This window comes from Bacteroides caecigallinarum (genome assembly GCF_021530995.1).
GTDB lineage: Bacteria > Bacteroidota > Bacteroidia > Bacteroidales > Bacteroidaceae > Phocaeicola > Phocaeicola faecigallinarum.
Genome location: NZ_JADYTF010000022.1, coordinates 1 through 21,647, shown reverse-complemented (window position 1 = coordinate 21,647; position 21,647 = coordinate 1). Strand labels below are relative to the sequence as shown.

21 protein-coding genes are annotated in these 21,647 nt (G+C 42.7%); 20 read left to right on the top strand and 1 reads right to left on the bottom strand.

The features are described from left to right. Positions 1-13: 13 nt before the first annotated feature. Genes traN through I6E24_RS05045 form a run of 5 tightly spaced genes read left to right on the top strand, consistent with a single transcriptional unit; the run spans position 14 to position 4,785 of the window. Positions 14-871, top strand: coding sequence for a conjugative transposon protein TraN (gene traN / locus I6E24_RS05065; RefSeq protein ID WP_215641389.1), 858 nt, complete (start codon positions 14-16; stop codon positions 869-871). Positions 872-874: 3 nt separating this feature from the next. Further along, positions 875-1,390 carry a hypothetical protein gene (locus tag I6E24_RS05060; protein ID WP_009275704.1) on the top strand — a complete coding sequence of 172 codons (516 nt, stop codon included), beginning with the start codon at positions 875-877 and terminating at the stop codon, positions 1,388-1,390. Positions 1,391-1,395: 5 nt separating this feature from the next. Then, on the top strand, positions 1,396-2,043 hold the full coding sequence (locus I6E24_RS05055; protein ID WP_235326763.1) for a DUF1566 domain-containing protein: 648 nt from the start codon (positions 1,396-1,398) through the stop codon (positions 2,041-2,043). A 16-nt stretch (positions 2,044-2,059) separates the two neighbouring features. Continuing rightward, positions 2,060-4,246 carry a type IV secretory system conjugative DNA transfer family protein gene (locus tag I6E24_RS05050; protein WP_235326761.1) on the top strand — a complete coding sequence of 729 codons (2,187 nt, stop codon included), beginning with the start codon at positions 2,060-2,062 and terminating at the stop codon, positions 4,244-4,246. Beyond that, positions 4,243-4,785: a lysozyme family protein gene (locus tag I6E24_RS05045; RefSeq protein ID WP_235326759.1), complete on the top strand. Its 543-nt coding sequence runs from the start codon at positions 4,243-4,245 to the stop codon at positions 4,783-4,785. The genes I6E24_RS05050 and I6E24_RS05045 overlap by 4 nt, the downstream gene beginning before the upstream one ends. Before the next feature lie 5 nt (positions 4,786-4,790). Here I6E24_RS05045 and I6E24_RS05040 read toward each other — a convergent pair whose 3' ends face one another. Continuing rightward, on the bottom strand, positions 4,791-5,432 hold the full coding sequence (locus I6E24_RS05040; RefSeq protein ID WP_235326757.1) for a M23 family metallopeptidase: 642 nt from the start codon (positions 5,430-5,432) through the stop codon (positions 4,791-4,793). Positions 5,433-5,702: 270 nt separating this feature from the next. Between I6E24_RS05040 and I6E24_RS05035 the strand changes: the two genes are divergently transcribed. Genes I6E24_RS05035 through I6E24_RS04965 form a run of 15 tightly spaced genes read left to right on the top strand, consistent with a single transcriptional unit; the run spans position 5,703 to position 21,352 of the window. Then, entirely contained in the window at positions 5,703-6,455 is a 753-nt protein-coding gene (locus I6E24_RS05035; protein WP_235326755.1) for a DUF4099 domain-containing protein, read from the top strand. A gap of 33 nt (positions 6,456-6,488) precedes the next feature. Beyond that, entirely contained in the window at positions 6,489-6,698 is a 210-nt protein-coding gene (locus I6E24_RS05030; RefSeq protein ID WP_004312159.1) for a hypothetical protein, read from the top strand. A gap of 24 nt (positions 6,699-6,722) precedes the next feature. Then, the gene (locus I6E24_RS05025) at positions 6,723-8,360 is read left to right on the top strand and encodes a hypothetical protein (RefSeq protein ID WP_235326753.1); all 1,638 of its coding nucleotides are present in this window, start codon (positions 6,723-6,725) and stop codon (positions 8,358-8,360) included. Between the two features lie 25 nt (positions 8,361-8,385). After that, positions 8,386-9,858, top strand: a complete 1,473-nt coding sequence (locus I6E24_RS05020; protein WP_235326751.1) for a toprim domain-containing protein — start codon at positions 8,386-8,388, stop codon at positions 9,856-9,858. A 5-nt stretch (positions 9,859-9,863) separates the two neighbouring features. Further along, entirely contained in the window at positions 9,864-10,355 is a 492-nt protein-coding gene (locus I6E24_RS05015) for a PH domain-containing protein (RefSeq protein WP_235326748.1), read from the top strand. Then, positions 10,336-11,091: a hypothetical protein gene (locus I6E24_RS05010; protein ID WP_235326746.1), complete on the top strand. Its 756-nt coding sequence runs from the start codon at positions 10,336-10,338 to the stop codon at positions 11,089-11,091. Before I6E24_RS05015 ends, I6E24_RS05010 begins: the two co-directional genes overlap by 20 nt. Positions 11,092-11,111: 20 nt before the next feature. Further along, positions 11,112-11,813 carry a hypothetical protein gene (locus I6E24_RS05005; protein ID WP_235326744.1) on the top strand — a complete coding sequence of 234 codons (702 nt, stop codon included), beginning with the start codon at positions 11,112-11,114 and terminating at the stop codon, positions 11,811-11,813. Between the two features lie 54 nt (positions 11,814-11,867). Further along, complete coding sequence (locus tag I6E24_RS05000) at positions 11,868-12,545, top strand: hypothetical protein (RefSeq protein ID WP_235326742.1); 678 nt, start codon at positions 11,868-11,870, stop codon at positions 12,543-12,545. 26 nt (positions 12,546-12,571) lie between these two features. Beyond that, on the top strand, positions 12,572-13,402 hold the full coding sequence (locus tag I6E24_RS04995) for a M23 family metallopeptidase (RefSeq protein ID WP_235326741.1): 831 nt from the start codon (positions 12,572-12,574) through the stop codon (positions 13,400-13,402). 23 nt (positions 13,403-13,425) lie between these two features. Beyond that, positions 13,426-13,707, top strand: a complete 282-nt coding sequence (locus I6E24_RS04990) for a hypothetical protein (RefSeq protein ID WP_018452583.1) — start codon at positions 13,426-13,428, stop codon at positions 13,705-13,707. A 38-nt stretch (positions 13,708-13,745) separates the two neighbouring features. Then, positions 13,746-15,134, top strand: coding sequence for a hypothetical protein (locus I6E24_RS04985; protein ID WP_235326739.1), 1,389 nt, complete (start codon positions 13,746-13,748; stop codon positions 15,132-15,134). A gap of 27 nt (positions 15,135-15,161) precedes the next feature. Continuing rightward, positions 15,162-17,597 carry a MutS N-terminal domain-containing protein gene (locus tag I6E24_RS04980; RefSeq protein WP_235326737.1) on the top strand — a complete coding sequence of 812 codons (2,436 nt, stop codon included), beginning with the start codon at positions 15,162-15,164 and terminating at the stop codon, positions 17,595-17,597. Between the two features lie 12 nt (positions 17,598-17,609). Next, the gene (locus tag I6E24_RS04975; protein WP_235326735.1) at positions 17,610-19,190 is read left to right on the top strand and encodes a glucosaminidase domain-containing protein; all 1,581 of its coding nucleotides are present in this window, start codon (positions 17,610-17,612) and stop codon (positions 19,188-19,190) included. Positions 19,191-19,226: 36 nt separating this feature from the next. Further along, complete coding sequence (locus I6E24_RS04970) at positions 19,227-19,841, top strand: hypothetical protein (RefSeq protein ID WP_235326733.1); 615 nt, start codon at positions 19,227-19,229, stop codon at positions 19,839-19,841. Positions 19,842-19,846: 5 nt separating this feature from the next. Further along, positions 19,847-21,352, top strand: coding sequence for an ArdC family protein (locus I6E24_RS04965; RefSeq protein ID WP_394800360.1), 1,506 nt, complete (start codon positions 19,847-19,849; stop codon positions 21,350-21,352). The last annotated feature ends 295 nt before the right edge of the window (positions 21,353-21,647 follow it).

The window sequence follows — 21,647 nt, the reverse complement described above, 5'->3', positions numbered from 1 at the left end:
GCACGTAGATATTATGAAACTGAAAACTTTTAAAAGAATCGGCGCATTGGCGGTATGTGTTTTGGCAACCCTCCCCTCTATGGCTCAGCAGACGTATCAGGAAATCGAACAGCTCACCGTTAATGAGAATGTGACAACTGTTATCACAGCCACAGAACCAGTACGCTTTGTCGACATCTCCACTGATGCCGTTGTTGGAGACCAGCCCATCAACAATACCATCCGTCTTAAACCTAAAGAAGGAGCTGATATACATGCCGATGGAGATATTCTTGCCATTGTGACGATTGTAACAGAACGCTATCGTACACAATATGCACTCATCTATACTACACGTATGCAGGAGGCAGTGTCTGACAAACAAATCCAGCCGGCAGAGAAAATTCCATACCACAACCCGGCAGTCTCAATGAGTACAGAAGAGATGACCAGATATGCCAGAACGATATGGAACTCCCCTGCGAGAATACGTAATGTGAGTACCAGACAGCATCGTATGACTATGCGGTTGAATAACATCTACTCAGTTGGTGAATATTTCTTTTTGGATTTCAGCATAGAGAACCGCACCAACATACGGTTTGACATCGATGAGTTGCGCATCAAGCTAAACGACAAGAAAATATCCAAGGCAACCAACGCACAGATGATAGAGCTGACTCCGGTCTTGGCACTCGAAACGGCCCAAAGTTTCAAGCATGGATACAGAAATGTCATAGTTCTGAAGAAGATGACCTTCCCCAATGACAAAGTCCTGACTATTGAACTTTCTGAGAAACAAATCAGTGGCCGAACCATCAGCCTTGACATCGATTATGAAGATGTGCTGTATGCGGACTCTTTCAACTCATGTCTAATGATGGAGGAATAAGCCATGAAGAAAATCATCTTATCATTGATAATGGTACTCAGTTGTACCATTTCTTCATTTGCACAAAGTCACAGTGACCGTTTATCCTTGGGAGTTGGTGCACTTTATGAACGTGGGCTGGATGCTACCATCGCATGGGAACATGAAACACGTCACCATAACGCTTGGGAGTATTTCATCAACGGCTACATTAAATGGGACGAATGTGCTTCATGTGGTCATATCTGTCCTGATTCATTTTGGAACAACTATCGGACATGGGGAATTGGAGTCGCATACAAACCTTGTTTAGTCAGAGGACGTAACCATTACGGAAATCTGCGCATAGGAGCTTCTGGAGGCAGTGACACAGATAAATTCATTGCCGGTATTCATGCCGGTTACGAGCATAATTTATCACTCCGTCATGGCTGGGGACTGTATATTCAGGCCAAATGCGACCTTATCGTCCCTGACCGTAAGGATTTGTTCCGAACTGGTATAGTAATAGGATTTAAAATACCCACATCAAAAAGATAAAGAAGATGAAGATATTTCACACCATTTGTGCCGCTTTCATAGCGGCAACCATAGCATCATGTGATGCACATCAGGACTTTCCGGTCACCTCAATGAAGATTGGTGATATAGTGTGTACAGATGGGAAAATCGTAAGATACGAGGATATGAAGATCCAGGAGAAAACACCCATAGCCGTGGTTTTCTATGTCAACCAGAATGAAGATGTTGAAGGTACTGGATATGCAGTCTATCTGAAAGATATTGTGCCTTGCGCCTACTCTGATAGTATTGGTATAAAGCATGATACTTCCGCAGACCTGACAGCCTTAGATGGAAATAGCAATACCCATGCCATGCGTTCCACCGGTACTTCTCCTGCAGCCGAGGCTGTTTTTGACATATGGGAATACGGACAGAGTGCCTACATCCCTTCCGTTGCCCAGTTATACCTTTTGTATGATACGAGAAATAAGATTAACGAATATATACGTAAATGTGGTGGAGATGAGATACTGGACAATCCTGATGAATGCTGGTACTGGACATCAACAGAAGTAAAGGAGCAGGAAACCGATAAAGCATGGCTGTTCTCACTTGCCTCTGGAGCCATTCAAGAAACGCCGAAGACTCAAGCACATAAAATCAGACCCATCATCACACTATACAACTGATTAAAGAATTGCATTAATGGAAGAGACTAAAGAACTACAGACTACATATAAGATATTTCGCTATCTGATTTACATGTCACTGATAGTGGAGTTTTTCGAGTATGCCATTAATCCTGAACTACTGGATTATTGGGGTGGTATCCTGTGCGATATTCATGACCGTATAAAACGGTGGTATATCTATCAGGACGGCAACCTTATATGGAGTAAAATAGCAACCTTTGTACTCATCTGCGTCACCTGTATAGGTACCCGTAACAAGAAGCAGCTGGAATTTGACGCTCGTCATCAGGTATTCTATCCGCTGTTTGGTGGACTCGTTATAATAATATTGTCTATTTGGCTTTACGGCCAAAGTATGAGCATGAAATTCTATACAATCAGTTTGAACTACTGGTTGTATATGGTTACGTCAATCATCGGTACAATATGTATACATGTAGCCCTTGACAATATATCCAAGTTCTTAAAGGAAGGACTTCTGAAAGACCGTTTCAACTTTGAGAACGAGTCATTCGAGCAATGCCAGGAATTGCAGGAAAACAAATACAGTGTCAATATACCCATGCGCTATTATTACAAGGGAAAATTCCGCAAAGGATGGGTGAACATTGTCAACCCCTTCCGTGGTACGTGGGTTGTCGGTACACCAGGTTCAGGTAAGACTTTCTCAATTATCGAACCATTTATCCGTCAGCATAGCGCAAAGGGCTTTGCCATGGTTGTGTACGATTATAAGTTTCCGACACTTGCCCAAAAATTATACTATCACTATAAAATAAATCAGAAAGCCGGAAAAGTTCCCAAGGAGTGTAAGTTCAATATCATCAACTTTGTAGATGTAGAGTATTCCAGACGTGTCAATCCTATCCAACAGAAGTACATTGGAAACCTTGCTGCTGCTAGCGAAACTGCTGAAACTCTGTTGGAATCACTGCAGAAAGGTAAGAAAGAAGGCGGTGGCGGTAGCGACCAGTTCTTTCAGACTTCAGCCGTGAACTTCCTCGCTGCTTGCATCTACTTCTTTGTCAACTACAAGAAAGTACCTTACGACAAGGACGGCCATGCCCTCATTGCAGAGATGACCACTGAGCCGAAAACACACCGCCCCAAGCCTACAGGCCGAGTATTTGACCAGACAGGCAAGGAAGTGGAACCTGAATATTGGTTGGGGAAATACAGCGACATGCCTCATATCCTATCCTTCCTGAATCAAGACTATCAGACCATCTTCGAGGTATTGGAAACTGACCCTGAAGTAGCTCCCCTATTGGGACCGTTCCAAACAGCCATGAAGAACAAGGCGATGGAACAGTTGGAAGGTATGATTGGTACGCTGCGTGTCTATACATCCCGTCTGGCCACCAAGGAATCGTATTGGATATTCCATAAGGATGGTGATGATTTTGACCTGAAGGTGTCTGATCCGAAGAATCCAAGCTATCTGTTAATAGCCAATGACCCGGAGATGGAAAGCATTATCGGTGCATTGAATGCGCTTATTCTGAACCGTCTTGTCACCCGTGTGAATACCGGCCAAGGTAAGAATATCCCTGTGAGCATCATTGTGGATGAGTTGCCTACTCTCTATTTTCACAAGATAGACCGACTGATTGGTACCGCCCGAAGTAACAAGGTCAGTGTCACATTAGGTTTCCAGGAATTGCCGCAGCTCGAATCCGATTACGGAAAGGTTGGAATGCAGAAAGTTATCACAACAGTGGGTAACGTAGTCAGTGGCTCAGCAAGAGCAAAAGAAACTTTGGAGTGGCTTTCAAACGACATCTTCGGTAAGATAGTCCAACTCAAAAAAGGTATGACTATTGACCGTGACAAGACCTCCATCAATCTCAATGAAAACATGGACAGTCTTGTTCCGGCAAGCAAAATTTCGGATATGCCTACAGGTTGGATCTGCGGCCAGTCTGCCCGTGATTTTATCAAGACCAAGACAGGACGTGGTGACAGCATGAACATTCAGGAGTCTGCCGAGTTCCAAACCTCCAAGTTCTATTGCAAGACTGATTTCGACATGAAGAAGATTGCAGAGGAGGAAGCAAACTACAAGAACTACCAAATACCGAAGTTCTACACCTTTCCTTCAAAGGATGCCAAGGAACGTATTCTGTACCAGAACTTCGTAAGTGTCAATCTTGATGTCAAGAACATGATTGACGAGATAACCAAATTTAAAGTAAAATGAATTTCAGGATAATAGCAACTTTTGTCATATTCTTATTTGGTATGAGAGTTAACGGTCAGACGGTAACACCGTCTGAATTACTCTCTAAAAGCCTAACGATTTTCGACCTTCCACCTTTTGAAAGAGCAGTCTGTTGTATCAGCTTCTATGAGGGTTTACATAAAAAAAAGGATTATCCGTATGTAGGATATGGCCATAGACTGCGCCCGGGAGAAAAATATTCATCCGACATGACTGCCACAGAAGCAAAGTTTCTTCTTCGCAAAGATCTCAAAGAACTATGCTCCTTGTTTCGTCCCTATGGTAAAGATTCTCTGCTATTATCCGAAATTTCGGATAATAGCAAAGTGACTTTCTCGGTATGCCATCATGCCAAAAACACCATGTTGGATAAGTCAATCAATAGATACAAAGCATTGACTTGCGGAAATCAAATGTTCAGTTCTTTCACCAACTATGATATAATGAGAGCTATAACTACGCAAGATTATGACTTGCAGAAATGGGTACAATGGTATAAAGAGGTCTATTGCTTTTAAATTCATTACAATACAGTCAAGGCTGTCACACAACTTTGTCGGGTGGCTTCTATATGTTTGAGAATGAGCATCGGGTCTATGCTATTTCCATTAAACTTGCAGGTTATATGCAGATGTTCTCCTGTACTGCGACCAGTACTTCCGGTAATTCCAACGATTTCTCCAGCCTTTACTGACTGACCTTGATATGCAAGTATGCGTGAAAGGTGGCAGTAGCTTACTATAAAATCACCGTGTTTAAGTATTACATATTTACCTGAAACCCTATCATGCCCAACCTTCACCACTTCGCCTGCCATCATTGCAAGAACTTTTGCATTCCTTGCATGAAGATCCAAACCATTGTGGAATTTTCGTTTGCCTGAGAAAGGATTTTTCCGATAGCCGTAAGGTGAATTGATTTTAATCTTAGACAGTGGATAGCTCACACTCATATAACGTGCTATTTGCTCTTTCATGGAATCATGCTTCAAAGAATCCTTCAATATCAGATTATCCGCAAGAGAAGAAGTATTTATCTCTTGTGGATTTTTAGTCTTATGGATTTGGTGATTATGCAAACGTCCAACCGTATTAAATTGAGCTTTTATTGTGGTACCTGACATCAATGAGAGAAGTACCATCATGAGTATGTTTCTAATTTCCATGAAACAAAATTACATATCTCTATTACCATGGGATAAAACTCACATACTTCAAGTGATTTTTCTAACTTTATTTATGCTAATAGTATGATTTTATTCGATAAATCATACTTCTTTCATAATGATATATAAAACTTAAGGCATGATATACCTATTCTTCTGATTCTCTAATCACACCTTTTATTTTTGTTTCTGGATTAACTATTACAGTTCTTCATAAGACAATGAAATACTGTTATGGCAAAAATAATAACGTATTAAAAAAAGTAACAAATGATTTACAACTTTGATGAGAATGAAATGCCTTACGGCATTCTCGAACGTTTTGGACTGACACAGGAGATGATTGAGGATCTGCCGACAGACATTTTGCAAAATATTCTCAATGGCCGGCATTCTCCAGTCTTACCTGTACACATCATTGCTGATGATGGTGAAGAAGTAAAGGCAAGAACACGATTCTGCCTTGTAAGAACGACAGAAAGCAATGTAGATGTTCTCTTCTTTCCGAAACTTGACGAGTATAATTTAAAAGTATTCAATGAGCAGCAGAAGCAAAACCTTCTTGCAGGCAAAGCCATTATCGGATATTTGGAAAGCAACGAAACGGGCAACGAACTCGGCACCAAATGTTTCTTTCAGCTTGACCAGGAAAGCAAACAAGTACTGAGCGTACCGACTCCAGTCATAGGCAGGAACATTCAATACCTTACCGACCGATATCATCTTACAGGTGCAGAGATGCAGAAACTGCAGAATGGGGACATCCTATCAATTATTGAAGACGATGATGAGATTTCCATCGGTATCGATCTGAATTCAAATACGGGTATCCGTCTCGCTGCAGGTAATGAACAAGTTTGGCGCAGAGAAGCCAAACGGGAATGGGACAAATACAACTTCGGTATTTTCGGTTGTTGGACCATGGACGAAAATGGTAATCTTGACTATATCCATGAGGAGGACTACTCTGAAGAAATCTGGAATGAGCAGAAGAAACAAGGTATGCGCATGATGCAGCGATAAACCAAAGTAACAACCATCAATAACAAATTCAATATGGCAAATATCAAATACTATCCAGAAGACGAGCTTGTGCAGAAAGTACAGAGTGGAGAATACGGTTGGCTCGATTACATCAATCACCACTCACCGGAATGGCAAGAAGAGTACACCGAATTCTGTAATGAAAGGAACCTTGTAGTCAATGAAGAATCAGCCGAAGATTTTATCGAATGGAAAGGCGAACTTGTTGAAACAGGCGAATAATCAACATTTAAAATCAATCACAATATGTCAATCAGATCCAATGCACTACCAGTAGGTAGAGATTTGTCACCTGAGCTGCAGGATATTCTCCGTCGCAACGGTATGCAAGCACATATCATCCGACAAGGAGAAAACTATCTTCTGGCTGTTCAAGGGCATGACTCACCTCTCCTAACCTATCATATCAGTGCCAGACAGATAAGAGACTTGGCAGATTGGGGTACAAACTCGGCTAACAAAAAAGCCTATAACACCTTTGCTGATTTAGTGAAGAAAGACTTCTATATGCCGAGAGACTTTGTCCATGCCCGTAATGCCAACGGTCGTGTAGCCATGGGACTTCATGGCTACCGGATTGGTGTTGGCGAATACGGCAGACTGCCGTGGGACAGACAACGTGCCTTTATGATGATGGACCCGTTTCATGGACGATTCTTAGGATGGACACCACGCAATCAGGAAGGCTTCCACATGCGCCGTGTCGGTGGTGCCATGTTCCTGCAGGGAGCCCCTATGGTTCCGGAACGTCCCGATGGAAGAATCAAACCAGGTGAATTACTCAATGGAGGCTATGGCTTCTATTATAAAGGAGAACAGCAAAATGTGGCACAGCAGCCCTCACAGGATGTACTCGCAGGTTTGGAAGCTGTAATTCCACCTGTTGAAATACCTACCCGTCCACAGGAGCTGGCAAAAACGTACAAGGAACTTATCACCTCAGACGTATACTTCAGTAACGAAAAATGGCAGGAATGCCTGTCTTCTCATGGAGTAATTATAGATGCCAACAGCAAGACACTGACCATTCAGTCGGCTACCACCCAGCATGATCTTGTTTACGACCTGACGGATGAAGAAGTTACCCGGCTTACAGACAATTCCATCAAGAATGTACCTGTACAGAACCGTCTAGACATCATCAACAACGTCATCAAAAATGATTTTTCAGATAGATTGACGATAGACATGCTCAATTCCAATGAACAGATAGCCCTGAATCTTACTCCTGAAGTGAAAGCAGAACTGAATGCCAGACAAGAAGTAGTGGCAGAACATGCGTTTCCTCTTACTCAGGGAAATGAATATGTCATTGCGGAGCAGGAAGACCGAAGCGTAGCCCATGTGGATGGCAACAGCCTTTATGACATAAACCAAGATAAAGGTTGGTTTCGGGAAGGAAGAAACGGACGTGAGGTACAGGTGGACGACATCAGAGTTGAGCCTGTACGAAACGAGCAAGGAGAAATCCAGCAAGACGAAAAAGGCAATGCTATGTTCCGTATGACCGCTGTTATCAATGGCGAAAGCATCAGTCACGAGATAAGCCAAAAGCAATATGAAAAGTTCATGGCCGTAGATGACTATCATCGCATGAAACTCTTCTCTAAAATCTTTGACGAAGTAGACATGAAGAATGCGCCGGGACATGGAAGAAATATAGGTGCCATGATTGGAGGTGCTCTACTTGCAGGCCTTACTGTCATGCGAGAACTCGGAAGAGACCGTTATGCTCCGGCTGTGTTCGTTGAGCACCATCATGCACCTGGCCCGCACGTCTATTTCAAAGGAGGTGTGGACTCACCGCAGGATCTTGCATCAAGAGCATTTGATGCAGGACTCAATGCAGCTGAGCATGGAGTCGGCTTAGGACATGGAAGATAAAACTCAATAATCATCATAGAACACAATGAACGAAGAGCAGAAATTTGAAGACTATCGCAACCGTCTTAATATCAGAGACGTGTTGACAGATGCAGGTTATACGCTTCACAAGCGGGACGGCTTGCGCTATCCTGCCTATGTACGTCTGGATAATGATGGACGCAGAATCAGGGGTGACAAATTTATTGTCATGCCCAATAAGAACTGTTGTTTCCAACCTCCAACGATAAAACTGTATTCTGTCACATCCTTCATTTGGGAACATCCGAACCTCTTTCCTGAATACAATCAAGGAATGAAAGAGTCTGCTCTTGTTCACAAAGTCTGTCAACGGCTATTGAATATTCCTGTGGAGCAACGTAACCAGAATGTGCTTGCTCCTACCCGTGATGCAAAGCCTTTCAATATCAAAGATTATAAGATTGAGCGTTTTCATCCTGATGAAGCTGACTCTCAGAAACTTTTTTATGCTTTCTTCAAGTCAAGAGGAATCGATTTTGCTACACGTTGTGCTTTTCACCGTAACTTCTTTCTTGCTTCCAAGGCCGCAGACAATGGAGCAAGTTATAAGAACCTTTCTTTTCCCATGTATATACCGGGGCATCCTGAGAAATGTGTCGGTTTGGAAGAAAGAGGCTATCCACGTAAGGATGGCTCTGCACGAAAAGGTATGGCAGCCGGTACAAATGCAAGTGAAGGTCTGTGGATGGCAAGTCCGAAAGACACGGGACTGAAAGATGCGAAAGATGTATATGTGTTTGAGAGTGCATACGATGCCATGGCATTCTACCAGTTGAGAATGAAGAAAGACTCCGGACTGGACTACAAAGCAAGACAGGAGCTGAAGTCAGCCGTATTTATCTCCACCGGAGGAAATCCCAGCTACGGACAGATACAGGGACTGATCAAGGCTGCTCCTGGTGCTACTTTCCATCTTGGCTTTGACAATGACCTGGCGGGAAAACAGTTCGTCTTCAACTTTGAATCCATCGTACAAAAGATGAATCCGTTGCATCCTGAGTCCGTTGCATCAGACATGAAAGGTTTCATTGAAACTTTCAAGGAAGGTATCACATCTACCAAAGAACTGCTTGATATTGACGATGACAGATATGTGGAACTCCCTGAAGGACTACAGAAGCTTTACCTCGCTTATGACACAGCAAGAAATGAGGCATGGGAATACCATTATTCTCCCTTTTTGTGTAAGGAAGACAAGCTGGAAGCGACTGAAAGAATGAACAAAGCCTATCAGGAGTTTAAGCAGGTCCTGTTTCAAAAGCTCCATGTACAGGACGGACAAGACCTGAATCCAATAGGAATAGTACGTGAACTGCCGTCTAAAGGCTATAAGGATTTTAATGATGAACTGTTGGAAAAGAAACAATACTCAATGACCGATGTCGTTGAGACAGTCTTTGACGAAAATGGTGTTTCTCTCACCGAAGAGATAGAAGAAGAAAATGAAGAAACCAAAAAGAGCGGACTAAAACGATAAATGATATGACAGACTCAAACAAACGGTTCAGCATAATCACATTACACCCTCACTGGGCGCAATACATTATCTCACAAGGAATGGCATTTCTTATCAGTAGTACCCTCTTCTTGGCAGCCGGTCACGAAAGCATCACCTATAAGATGCCTTTTGTGGTACTGGGGGCAATCATGACGTGCGTCATGCTCTACGGTTGTCTTTATCTCCACAAACTGAGCTATATCATCACGTCCGAACAACTGATTATCCAACATGGTGTACTCATCAGGAAGAGCGACTACATTGAACTCTACAGAGTGGTTGACTTCAGTGAAAACCGTGGTATCGTGGAACAGCTGTTCGGATTGAAGACAGTCTCGATTTTCAGCGGAGACCGTTCCAATCCCAAACTGGACATATTTGGAATCAAGGAGCGCATTGATGTTGTAGGAATTATCCGTGAACGGGTTGAGTATAACAAACAAAGGAAAGGTATCTATGAAATCACGAACAGATAATATATCGTCAGAAGCCAAGACTTCCAAAGGATTTGCTAACGACAGCAGATGGATGATTATATCGGCCATTGCTTTGGCCTTGTTCTTATTCTGTCTTGAAGGTCGTGCCCAATTGGTATCCAGCAATCCTATGGAATATGTGGCATTAGCAGAAGGTAATGAGCTTATCAACGGTCAGATTAAGAATCAGATTGAAGATCAGCAGAAGACGGCACTACTACAAAATACCATTGCAGCAGAGTTCACTCAGATAAAGCAATGGGAAAGAAAGTACAACAGCTACCTGAAAACCGTGTCTGGCTATGCTTCCACCCTCAAAGCCTGTAGTCATCTCTATGATGACGGTGTAAGGATATTCATCAGTCTTTGTGATTTGAAGAAAGCCATATCACAGAATCCACAAGGGATAATGGCCACAATGAGTATGAATAACCTTTATATCGAAACAGCGACCGAACTGATCACTGTATACAGCATACTGAAAGATGCTGTAGCCAAAGGTGGAGCAAGCAATATGCTTACGGGTGCGGAACGCAGTAAGATTCTTTGGGAGTTGAATGACCGTCTGGCACAATTCAACAAACGGCTTTCACAACTTTCCATCAGCATCCGTTATTACACAATGGCCGATGTATGGAACAATGCCACAGCAGGAATGTTGGACAGGAACACCGCTGAAATTGCCGGTCAAGCTTTGAACAGGTGGCATAGATGCGCACGAATAGTAACACCATAAAAGATTATCAGGATAACACAATGAAACGCTTATTGCTGTTTTTTGCCATGCTTATTTCTCTCACCCTCCCTTTTGAAGGACTGGGTGGGAGTTTTCTCCGGGCTCAGGGCAACGACCCTGTTTTGGCCGGAATGATTCTGGCATACACAAATAAGGCAGAAAAAGAACTGAAACAGCAGGAACAAATGATGCTTCTGGAATCTACAGGTCATCTGTGGATAAAGGAAGAGGTACAAGGAGTAACTGACCTGCAAAAGGAATTCAACACTTATTTGGACAACTTTCATAGCATCATCAGTTATGCGGCACAAATATATGGATTCTATCATGAAATAGACCGACTTGTGAAACACCTGGGAATTTTTAATGACCAGCTCCAGCACCAGACTGGAAATGTCCTGGCAGTAGCATTGTCTTCGAACAGGAATAAAATCTATAGAGAACTTATCATGAATAGTGTTGATATAGTCAATGATATCCGGCAACTATGCCTCTCCGACACCAAGATGACAGAGAAAGAACGACTGGAAATTCTCTTTTCCATCCGTCCGAAACTTAAATTCATGACTCAAAAGCTCAAAAGGCTTACAAGAGCTGTTAAATATACTTCACTCTCTGATATATGGGCAGAGATAGACTACAATGGCAGAAGTGAGGTGGACAAGCCCAATATTGTACAGAAATGTAAGGAACGGTGGAAGCGCAACGCAAAGCCAAAGTAAGTATTCAGGTATAAAGATAATTCAGGATAATAATTTAACAATCAAACTTTAAATATGGGTTGGGGAGCATTATTGAAAGCAGCAGTCAGCTTGGGAGGAAGAGCTATAAAAGCTGTAGCTAAATCGGCAGGGGGTGCAGTGGTACATCCTCAGCAAACGCTAAAAGGATTAGGAAGCGCCACCAAGTCTGCTGCCATAGGTGGAAGCCTGGGCTACATTGGTTGGGAGAAACTGACTACAGACAAAAGCGTAGTGGGTATTGTCAGCGATGCTGTCATTGGCGAAGAAACGACACAAAAGATTGGAGATACAGTTTCGAATATAGGTGAAGGTATGAAAGAGGTGAAAGACTCTGTAACAGGTCTCACTGAAAATGTCAATGATGCCATCACCAGTGCAGACAGCAAATGGAGCGGTATGAGCAAGTTCCTACAAGGTGTTTTCTCCGGGAACGGTGGAAACATGATGGGGAACTTTTTCTGCAATATAGGTAAAGGGAATGTTTCCGGTCTGAGTCTCATCGGACTTGTAGTGGCTGCACTACTTGTTTTCGGAAGATTCGGATGGATGGGCAAGATAGCTGGAGCTGTGCTTGCCATGATGATGATAGGAAATAATGTAAATATGAACGAGGCACTTGCCAGTGAGAAGAAACGACCTGCTGCACAAAGTCAAGACGAAAGTCAACAGTCGGAGGTTGCGCAAGGCACTGGTGGCTGCAGACGAAGATAATAGTAAAATTTATAAACAGATATAATATGCAATATACACAAGAAATGATTCTTCGTTCAGACAGTGGATACTGTATGCCCTACGAAGAAAAAGGCCGTGACGTACAGATGAGTCTTGGCTACGGTAAACAGAAACATCCGCATACAGGGGAACCTTTTTTTCATCATGGTGTGGATTTCAAGGCCAACCATTATCTTCTTTCAGCAGTTGCAACAGGAAAGATTACTGGACTTGGGAATGATGCCGTACATGGTATCTATCAGGTGACACGCTATGGAGACTACGAAGTAAAATACGCACACCTCTCGAACGTTTTTGCCAACTACGGAAGTGAAGTCAAGGCCGGTCAGGTTATTGCCGTAAGTGGGGAAATACTCCACATGGAGGTCAAGTATAAAGGAGAAGAGCTTAATCCTCTGGAGTTCCTGACCATGATATACAGTAATTTGAAAGTCATGGAACAAAATGGGCAACCAGGTGCAGTACCACAATTTGTGACACTGGATATGGATGTCAGAACCATGTATGACAAAGACAGCAAGGAGATAGAGAATCTGATGATGCGTTTTTTTCCGGACTACATGAAAGACATCAGTCTTGGAGCCTACACGTTGCCGGAACATACACAGTTCACTTTGAGAAATATTCTCTCACTGTCGGCTACAAAAAATTACTTCTATGAAACCATCCCCAGTATGGCCAATCCATTAGGTATGGGCGCACGAAGTATACCGATTGCAGAACGGGTACAGAATCTGCTTATCGGTGATTTCCTGAACTATCTTGCCCTGCGTCATCAGATATTCCTTTCCAGTTTAAGTGATCACGAAAAAAAAAAGCACAAGAACTGGCCATAGCAACCAGTGGACTTATTGATCCGTTGGCAGAGCTCGATATTGATGTTCAAAGCTTCGATATTCCCCGTATGGTGAGCGTGTATCCGGATAAGTCCGGTATCAGATGGTGGACAAAAGCATGGTTTAATGGTAGTGAGAAAGGAGAAGCTGCAATAGAGATTGAACGTGAGCTGGCTATCAAGTTTATCAATGAAAACATTGAAAAGGATGAATGGCTGGAAGAATATTTCCCGAAACAGATGGAAGTATATCATAATGCCATAGAACAGACACGCGAGCAATTACTCAACCAGATAAATCTATAAAGGGCATATAAATTATCAATCATATAAAACAGCAACTCATGGCAGAGTCAGAACAAGATAGAATATTCAGGACAAAGGTCATTCCAATCATGAACAAGGTTCGGAATGAACTGCAAGATAAGATGGCAGCAGAGCTTAAAGAGCACACCTCATCATTTGCAGGATTGATGGCCAGTACCATTGGTCCTGATGGTGGAATGTCTGCCAGACAGGCACAGATGCAGTCTTTGCGTTACACAGGTGAATGGAACTCGAAAACAGCAGAAGATTATATTAAAATGGTCAAGAAAGAACTTCAACGCCAGCACATCACCGTTGATTCCGCCATGGAGAAAAAGATGATAGACAAGATGATTCAGGATAAGATTCCACGCTCATCCATTGAATACATCTTAAAGAAGGCAGCAACTAACACCATCTTCTATCTCCCCCAGGAAGTTGCAAAATCACCATTAGAACATCATATGGATACAGAAGCCGAAAAGAGATACAACCCATCTGCGTGGGAAAAGAACACAGGTATAATTCTCGGATCCGTAACCGATCTCGCATGTATGGGTGGAGTCGGTGGCGGTTGGAAAACAGCGGCTACATGGATCGGCGGTGACTTCCTGTTATCTAAATTTTCTGACAAAGAGGAAGACCGTTCAGACATACCTTCAATAGTGCGCCCGGGATGCGAGGAACAGTATAGACAAGACCAGGAGAAAATGAAAAAGCAGTCAGAAGAAAAGCCACAGAGTAAGACTTCATCAGCAGAGACTGCACCGGAACAGGAAGAAGCGGTCAAAGAGGAACAACCAACAGAAGAACAGACCTCCCCGAAACCGGAGCAGACCAATATGGACGGATGGCAAGGGTTGCTGACCTCTTTCGGACTTAATGGCATTAGCGACATTGGACACAATATCGGATATGTACTGGCTATGCTGCCTGATATGCTTGTAGGACTCTTCACGGGAAAAACAAAGTCAATCAATCTGAAGGACAATATGATGCCTATTGCCAGTATCGTTACAGGCATGTTCGTCAAGAATCCAATCCTGAAAATGATACTTATCGGTATGGGAGGACTCAATCTGCTGAACAAGGCCGGGCATGAGACTTTGGATGATTTCAAAGCACATCAGCACCCTGAAGCAGGAAACAGCCCAGTGAATTATCGGGTTTATCCTGATGAACCGCTCAATCCACGGATTGTCAATCCTCAGATTAGGTCCAACTGTCTGATTGCTACAATGGACAAGGTTCCTTGCAGCATCACTTTGCCGGATAAAGTTGTGGATGCTTATCAGCATGGAGCTTTACCTCTCAACACACTTGCAAATGCAATACTGGCCAAGAATGACCAGATGCGTCAGATTGCTTCTGAAAACTATGAAGCAAGCGAACGGCAAACAATAGCAAGACCACTTGCACAAAGATAAAAGGATAACAATATAATAATCAGACTTATGGAAGAGAAGAACCAACAAGAGAAAATGGCAATAGTACGTCAGGTTGAGCTGTTTGAGAATGCTTTCAATAAAGCCAAAGAAAATGGTGGAATGTGGCTTGACAACGATGGTCGCAAAGCACCGAAACTATATCTGAAGCCTTTGCAGATTTCTGCTTTCAATGCCATCATATTAGGAATGCACAGCGACCAGAATGGATACAAAACAAATCAATATACGCTTTTTTCTGAAGCAAAGAAACGCGGTGAATCTGTCCAGACCAAAGAAAAGGGAGTACCTTTTCTCTGGTATAATTGGAATGAGTATGTAAACAAACATAATCCTGAAGAGAAAATCAGCCGCTCAGACTATCAAGCAATGCCCTCTGATAAGCAGGAGGATTATAAAGGAATCAGGAACCGTGAAGTTCGTTCACTTTTCAATATCGAGCAGACCACACTCCCTATGGTTGATAAAACAACATTTGATACGGTAGTAAAAGAGACCGGTCCTCTGAAAGACCGTACAGATATAGAGTCAGCTTCGAATGAAATCCGTCAGGGTGTCGAAAATCTTCTGGAACAGTCACGAAAAAATTTGGTTGATATACGCACTGATACTACAGGTGTAGCGCATTACGACAGCAAGAAGGATATTGTCTTCCTGCCACCTGCTTCATCTTATGAATATTATGAAGACTATGCCCGAGATGCAGTATCCATGCTTATATCTGCAACAGGACACCAACAGAGACTGGCACGTGAAGGCATGGTAGTCAAGAACGGAAAGATTTCAGAGGATGCCGTGAAACAGGAAAGACTGGTAGTTGAAGTCGCTTCAGCTGTTAAGCTGCAGGAGTTGGGTATCTCTGCTAAACTGTCTCCTGACAGCATGAAGATGACCGATTATTGGATCAGAGAGCTGAAAGAAGACCCGCATTTGCCGGATATTCTGGAAAGGGATGTAAACAACGCTATAGATATGATTCACAAGGCTGAACGTGGTGAGAAAGTAGAGCTCAACAACAGAGTCCTACAGAATCAGATAGCAGATATTAAGCACATTCTTCCCAAACACTATTATGTAGCCGATGAAATCAAGACATTGCCCAACATAGATACAAAAGAGTTCGTGGTTGTAAAAGAGCCGGAACAGAAGATGGCTGATGTGGTTCTCCCTTCTGGAGCTTCATTAGGAGTCGAGAATGAGATTCCTGGAATGAACAAAGGCCGTATCGAACATGCACTTCAAAAAGAGGGATATGAAACGGTTACATTCTACAACATAGATGGTTCTATGAGGTATCGTCCCGATGACAGTTTTTTTGACGGTAAGGAGGTGTCCGTAAACCGCATGAATAAGTGGAATCTGGAGACCCTTACACTACTTGATGTGTCTGATGCCATCAGACGTTCTGGCGCAATAGACTTTGAAAAGATACTCATGTTGCGTAATGACGAAGGGAAATGGGCATTCTATCTGAAGCCCGAAAATGAAAAGAGCTTCAGCGTTTACCCCGAGAAGGCAGATCTGAACCTTTTCTTTACCACTATAAAGCAAGGTGACGAAGAAGCTTCAGAAAAAGTACGTCAGGATATGGCCCAGAAATACTATATGGCTGCCCAAAACAATCCGGACATTAAAGTTGACCTCTTCAAAAGCGATGCGACAGCAGAAGAACTCGCAAGGATAGAACGTGTGAACATCTTTAAAACTAAGGGTTCGGAGAGCCAACCCAGTGTGATATTGTGTATGCCCACAGTCAACGGTGAAAAATTGAAGGCTCGTGAAATTAGTCCACAACAATGGCAACGTATGTGGCTGGCAGAAGATATGCAAGATTACAAGAAACATCTTGCAGCAAGTCTTTTTGCCGATGTGCTCCGTAAGGACCGTACAGATGCTGTTGCAGTAGGTACGGATAAATCAGAACAGGAGGCTCAGTCAAAGAGTCCCAATCAGCAAACGGAAGTATATGAGGAACAGACCGAAGAAAAGAGCAGACAGAGTGAATCTCATGGGCCATCCGAATCTAAGGGCAATAAGAGCAAGGATGAAAGTCACAAGACAGAAACAAAGGTAACCACCGAACTCTCTCCGATGCTGAAGCAATTCTATGAATTAAAATCGAAGCATCCTGATGCAATTTTGCTCTTCAGATGTGGAGACTTCTATGAAACTTACAGCAACGATGCAGAGAAAGCAGCCAAAATACTTGGAATCACGCTCAGCAAAAGCAATCACACAAAAGATGCTGAAGGAAAACCTCTTATGATAGCAGGGTTTCCTCACCATGCGCTCGATGTTTACCTTCCTAAACTGATCCGTGCCGGTGAGCGAATTGCCATCTGTGACCAATTGGAAACTCCCAGGCAAGAAAAAGACGTTACTGAAAAACTGAAAAATGAATCCGACAATCAGGAAGAGAGCAAGGTTTCAAGAATGCACAGATAACATGTAACCGCAATGTCAAAGAATCAAGAATATATCCAACAATATGCAGAGTATGCCATGGAGCAGATGCGCAGATATGGCATACCTGCATCTGTCACACTTGCACAGGGTATCTGTGAAAGTGCCAGTGGCCAGAGTGAACTGTCCCGTAAGGGAAACAACCATTTTGGGATCAAAGCTACCTCCATCTGGATTGAGAATGGAGGCAAATATCTTGTATATACCGATGACCGTCCAAACGAAAAGTTTTGCCAGTATGCGAATGTGGGAGATTCCTATGAGCATCATTCTCAGTTCCTGAAAAGGAACGGAAGATACGCCGAGCTGTTCCAACTCTCTCCTGATGACTACAAAGGATGGACAAACGGATTACAGGATGTGGGATATGCGTCAAGCAAACAATACGCAGCAACCCTTCAGAATATTATCGAGAAGAACGGATTGCAAAAATATGACCAGATGGTAATGCAGGAGATGAAGGCAGAGGGTAAATCCTTTGGAACTGCTGACAATCCGCGTCAAGCCACATCAAATGATGTTTCCGTACAGGATACTGAAGAAAAGAAATATTCCTTCCCTCTAAAGAGAGAGGAGTTTATGCTGGTTACTTCTCCCTTTGGTACAAGAAAAGACCCTTTAGACACAAGTAAATATCAGGTGCATAAAGGAATTGACATCCAGACAAATCATGAGGCAGTCCTTGCAACAGAAGATAAAGGAAAAGTTGTCAATGTGAACAGCAATGCCAATACAAACGGAGGACGGTCTGTGACTGTCGAGTACAACAGGAACGATGGCAGTAAATATCAATGTACCTACATGCATCTGGAAAGTATATCCGTCAAGGTCGGTGATGAAGTGGCTGCCGGACAGAAGCTTGGCATTTCAGGAAACACCGGGTATCGGACTACTGGCGAACATCTTCATTTTGGAGTAAAATCCATATCCACAGATGGAACAAAAAGAGATATTGACCCGGCTGCATATCTTGCTGAGATTGCACAAAAAGGGAACATCTCACTACAGGTTCTCAGCAACGGAAAAGATCTGACTGCGCAATACAAGAGTGCAAGTCAATCCGATGCCAATGTGCAGCCAGATACAGCCATGAGTCCGGATGAGTGGATGAAGAAAATTCTGTCCTCTGAAGACAGTGGGGTGAATATGCCTATAGCTGATCCTGTAATAGAGATGGCCATGACTATGTTCACCTCACTCATGGCTTTTGCCCTCCAGATAGATAATTCAAGTGAGGAGGAAAAGATGCAGAAGGCTACTGCTGCAGCTGTCAGTAAAAGCATAGACCTTACTCCTATCCTCCCTTCCTATAAGACCTGCACCATAAGTCTGCAGGATGGTAAACCCAATCTGTACGCAGACAATGGAGTTGTACAGCTCAACAGAGAACTGAGTAATGCAGAAATAACCAAGATCCAACAGACACTTGGCAGTACCATGATGAACGATGACGAGAAACGACGAAGCATCGCCTCTGTTATTAACTCTGCCGTGGTCACGCTGCAGATGTCACAAAACTATCAGAACAATCTGGAGAACCAACAAGGCAGACAGGAGTCTGTACAGTTGAAATAATTTGCTTTTTAAGTATAACAATCAATTCGTTTTATTATGATTAAATGTAATGTAACCGTGTGTGGCACCGTTTCCCGCCAGGCACAAATGCGTGCTAACAAAGAAGGTACGCAGTTCGCATCATTCGGTATCAATATCGTTATTCCGGCAAAATCAGGAATTAATAAGACAGTTGAAATCAGTGTGGCCAAGACCTGTAACAACCTGTCTGAGTTACCACCAATTCAAGTTGGGACTCGCATTGAAGTAGCCGGTATTCTAATGTTTCACAAAAAGGGAGAAGCATTATACCTTAACCTGTCTGCAACTGGCATTAACACATTCAATGCAAGCAATAACGACGGCATTACCGGTACGATGGAGTTCAGAGGTACTTTAGGCAAACAAATTGAGGACAAGACAACTAAAAGTGGTAAGTCCTTTACGGTGTTTTCCGCTTATAGTAGCGAAAAGGATGGAGATAATTACACCTATACTTGGGTACGCTTTATGCAATTCGACAAAAGAAAAGAAGCATGGATGCAACCCAAAGCCGGAATCAATGCTAAGGGGGATTTGGAATTAGGTGTGTACAATAACAGACTTGACCTTACATGCCGCATAAGCGAATGCTCTCTTTGGGAGAAAAGCTCTAACTCTTACCAACACTAATGATTATGACAGGTAAAAAGATTTATAATTCAGATGGCCGTAGCAGTGAAGATAAGGCCTTGGATAAATTCGCAGAGATGATGATCGAGAAAATCAAGACCTTGCAGAACGACTGGAAGAAGCCTTGGTTTACTGACAAATCCATCTCCTGGCCAAGAAATCTTTCTGGCCGCGAATACAATGGAATGAATGCACTCTTACTCATGATGCACTGTGAGAAACAGGGATATAAACTGCCTGTATTTTGTACTTTTGACCGTGTAGCCGGTCTGAACTATACCAAAGACAAGCAGGGAGTCCGTCAGCAGATAAAGGATAACAATGGTCAGGAATTGCCAAAGGTTTCCATTCTGAAAGGAGAAAAGAGTTTCCCGGTGTTCATCACGACATTCACTGTTGTCGATAAAGAGACAAAAGAGAAAATTAAATACGATGACTATAAACAGCTGAGTGAGGAGGAAAAGAAAGGTTACAACGTCTATCCGAAGCTTCAGGTATATAATGTGTTCAATGTGGCTCAGACCAATCTTCAGGAAGCTCGTCCTGATTTATATAAGAAACTTGCTGATGCAGGAAAACAGATACGTCCACAATCTGAAGGTGAAGAATTTTCCTTTGCTCCTATTGACCAGATAATAAAGGATAATGGATGGATCTGCCCTATCAAGCCTACTTACGGAGACAGTGCCTACTACAGCATTTCAAAGAATGAGATTGTCGTTCCTGAGAAAAAGCAGTTCAAGGATGGTGAGTCATTCTATACCAACCTGGGGCATGAGATGGCCCATTCCACAGGAGCAGAGAATCAGTTGGGAAGACTACAGCCAACGTCCTTTGGTAGTAAGGAGTATGCCCGGGAAGAGCTTGTGGCCGAGCTAAGTGCAGCCCTCGTCGCACAACGCTATGGTATGACCAAGCATCTGAAAGAAGACAGTGCCAGTTACCTCAAAAGCTGGCTTGACAGCTTGAATGAATCTCCGGAATTCATCAAAACTACACTGACAGATGTGAAAAAAGCATCAAGTATGATTACAAAATGTATTGATGACATGCAACAGAAAATTGACCAGGAACAAAACATAGAAGTAGTCCAAAGTAATAGCCAAGAGCCTGTGTACTATGCTTCTGTAGCCTACCTTCAAATGGGTGAAGACACAGACAGACTTGACAAGCTACAAGAAAAGGGCGATTATGAGGCACTATTGAAGGAAGCCATTGAGTACGATGCCGGTGATGCCATAGACCTGTCCAACACTTACCTGTCTCCTACAAAATACCGTGGAGATGACCTGTTGGTGGAGAACGAACACTATGCCGTGATATATAACCCGTCTGTTGGAGGTACCTATGATGTGATGCGTAAAGTCTCAGCTGAAGAAGTCAGACAGAACATCAACCGTTATGGATTGCCTGATAACGCCACTGCTGATGTCAAGTCCATTACTGAAAAACAGGAACAGAAAATGGAAACTGTCGCACAAGAAGAGACTCACTTTCATCGAGGAAGATAATGTTTAATCTCTATTGAAGGCTGTTATCACCAATAACAGCTTTTCTTTATGTACAGACTCAGATTTTATTGCTGATAAATTTAACAAGTATAGGCAAAATATAAATTCTTATTTTATAAGCAATTACAATTCATTCAGTATAATTTTTAACGTAAACCAAATTTATAATAAATATGGATTCTATAAAATTAAAATTTAGAGCTTCGACTAAGCCCAATAAGGAGGGGGTCCTTTTCTTCCAGATTATTCATAACCGCATAATTAGACGCATAAATGCAGGTTATTATATTTATCC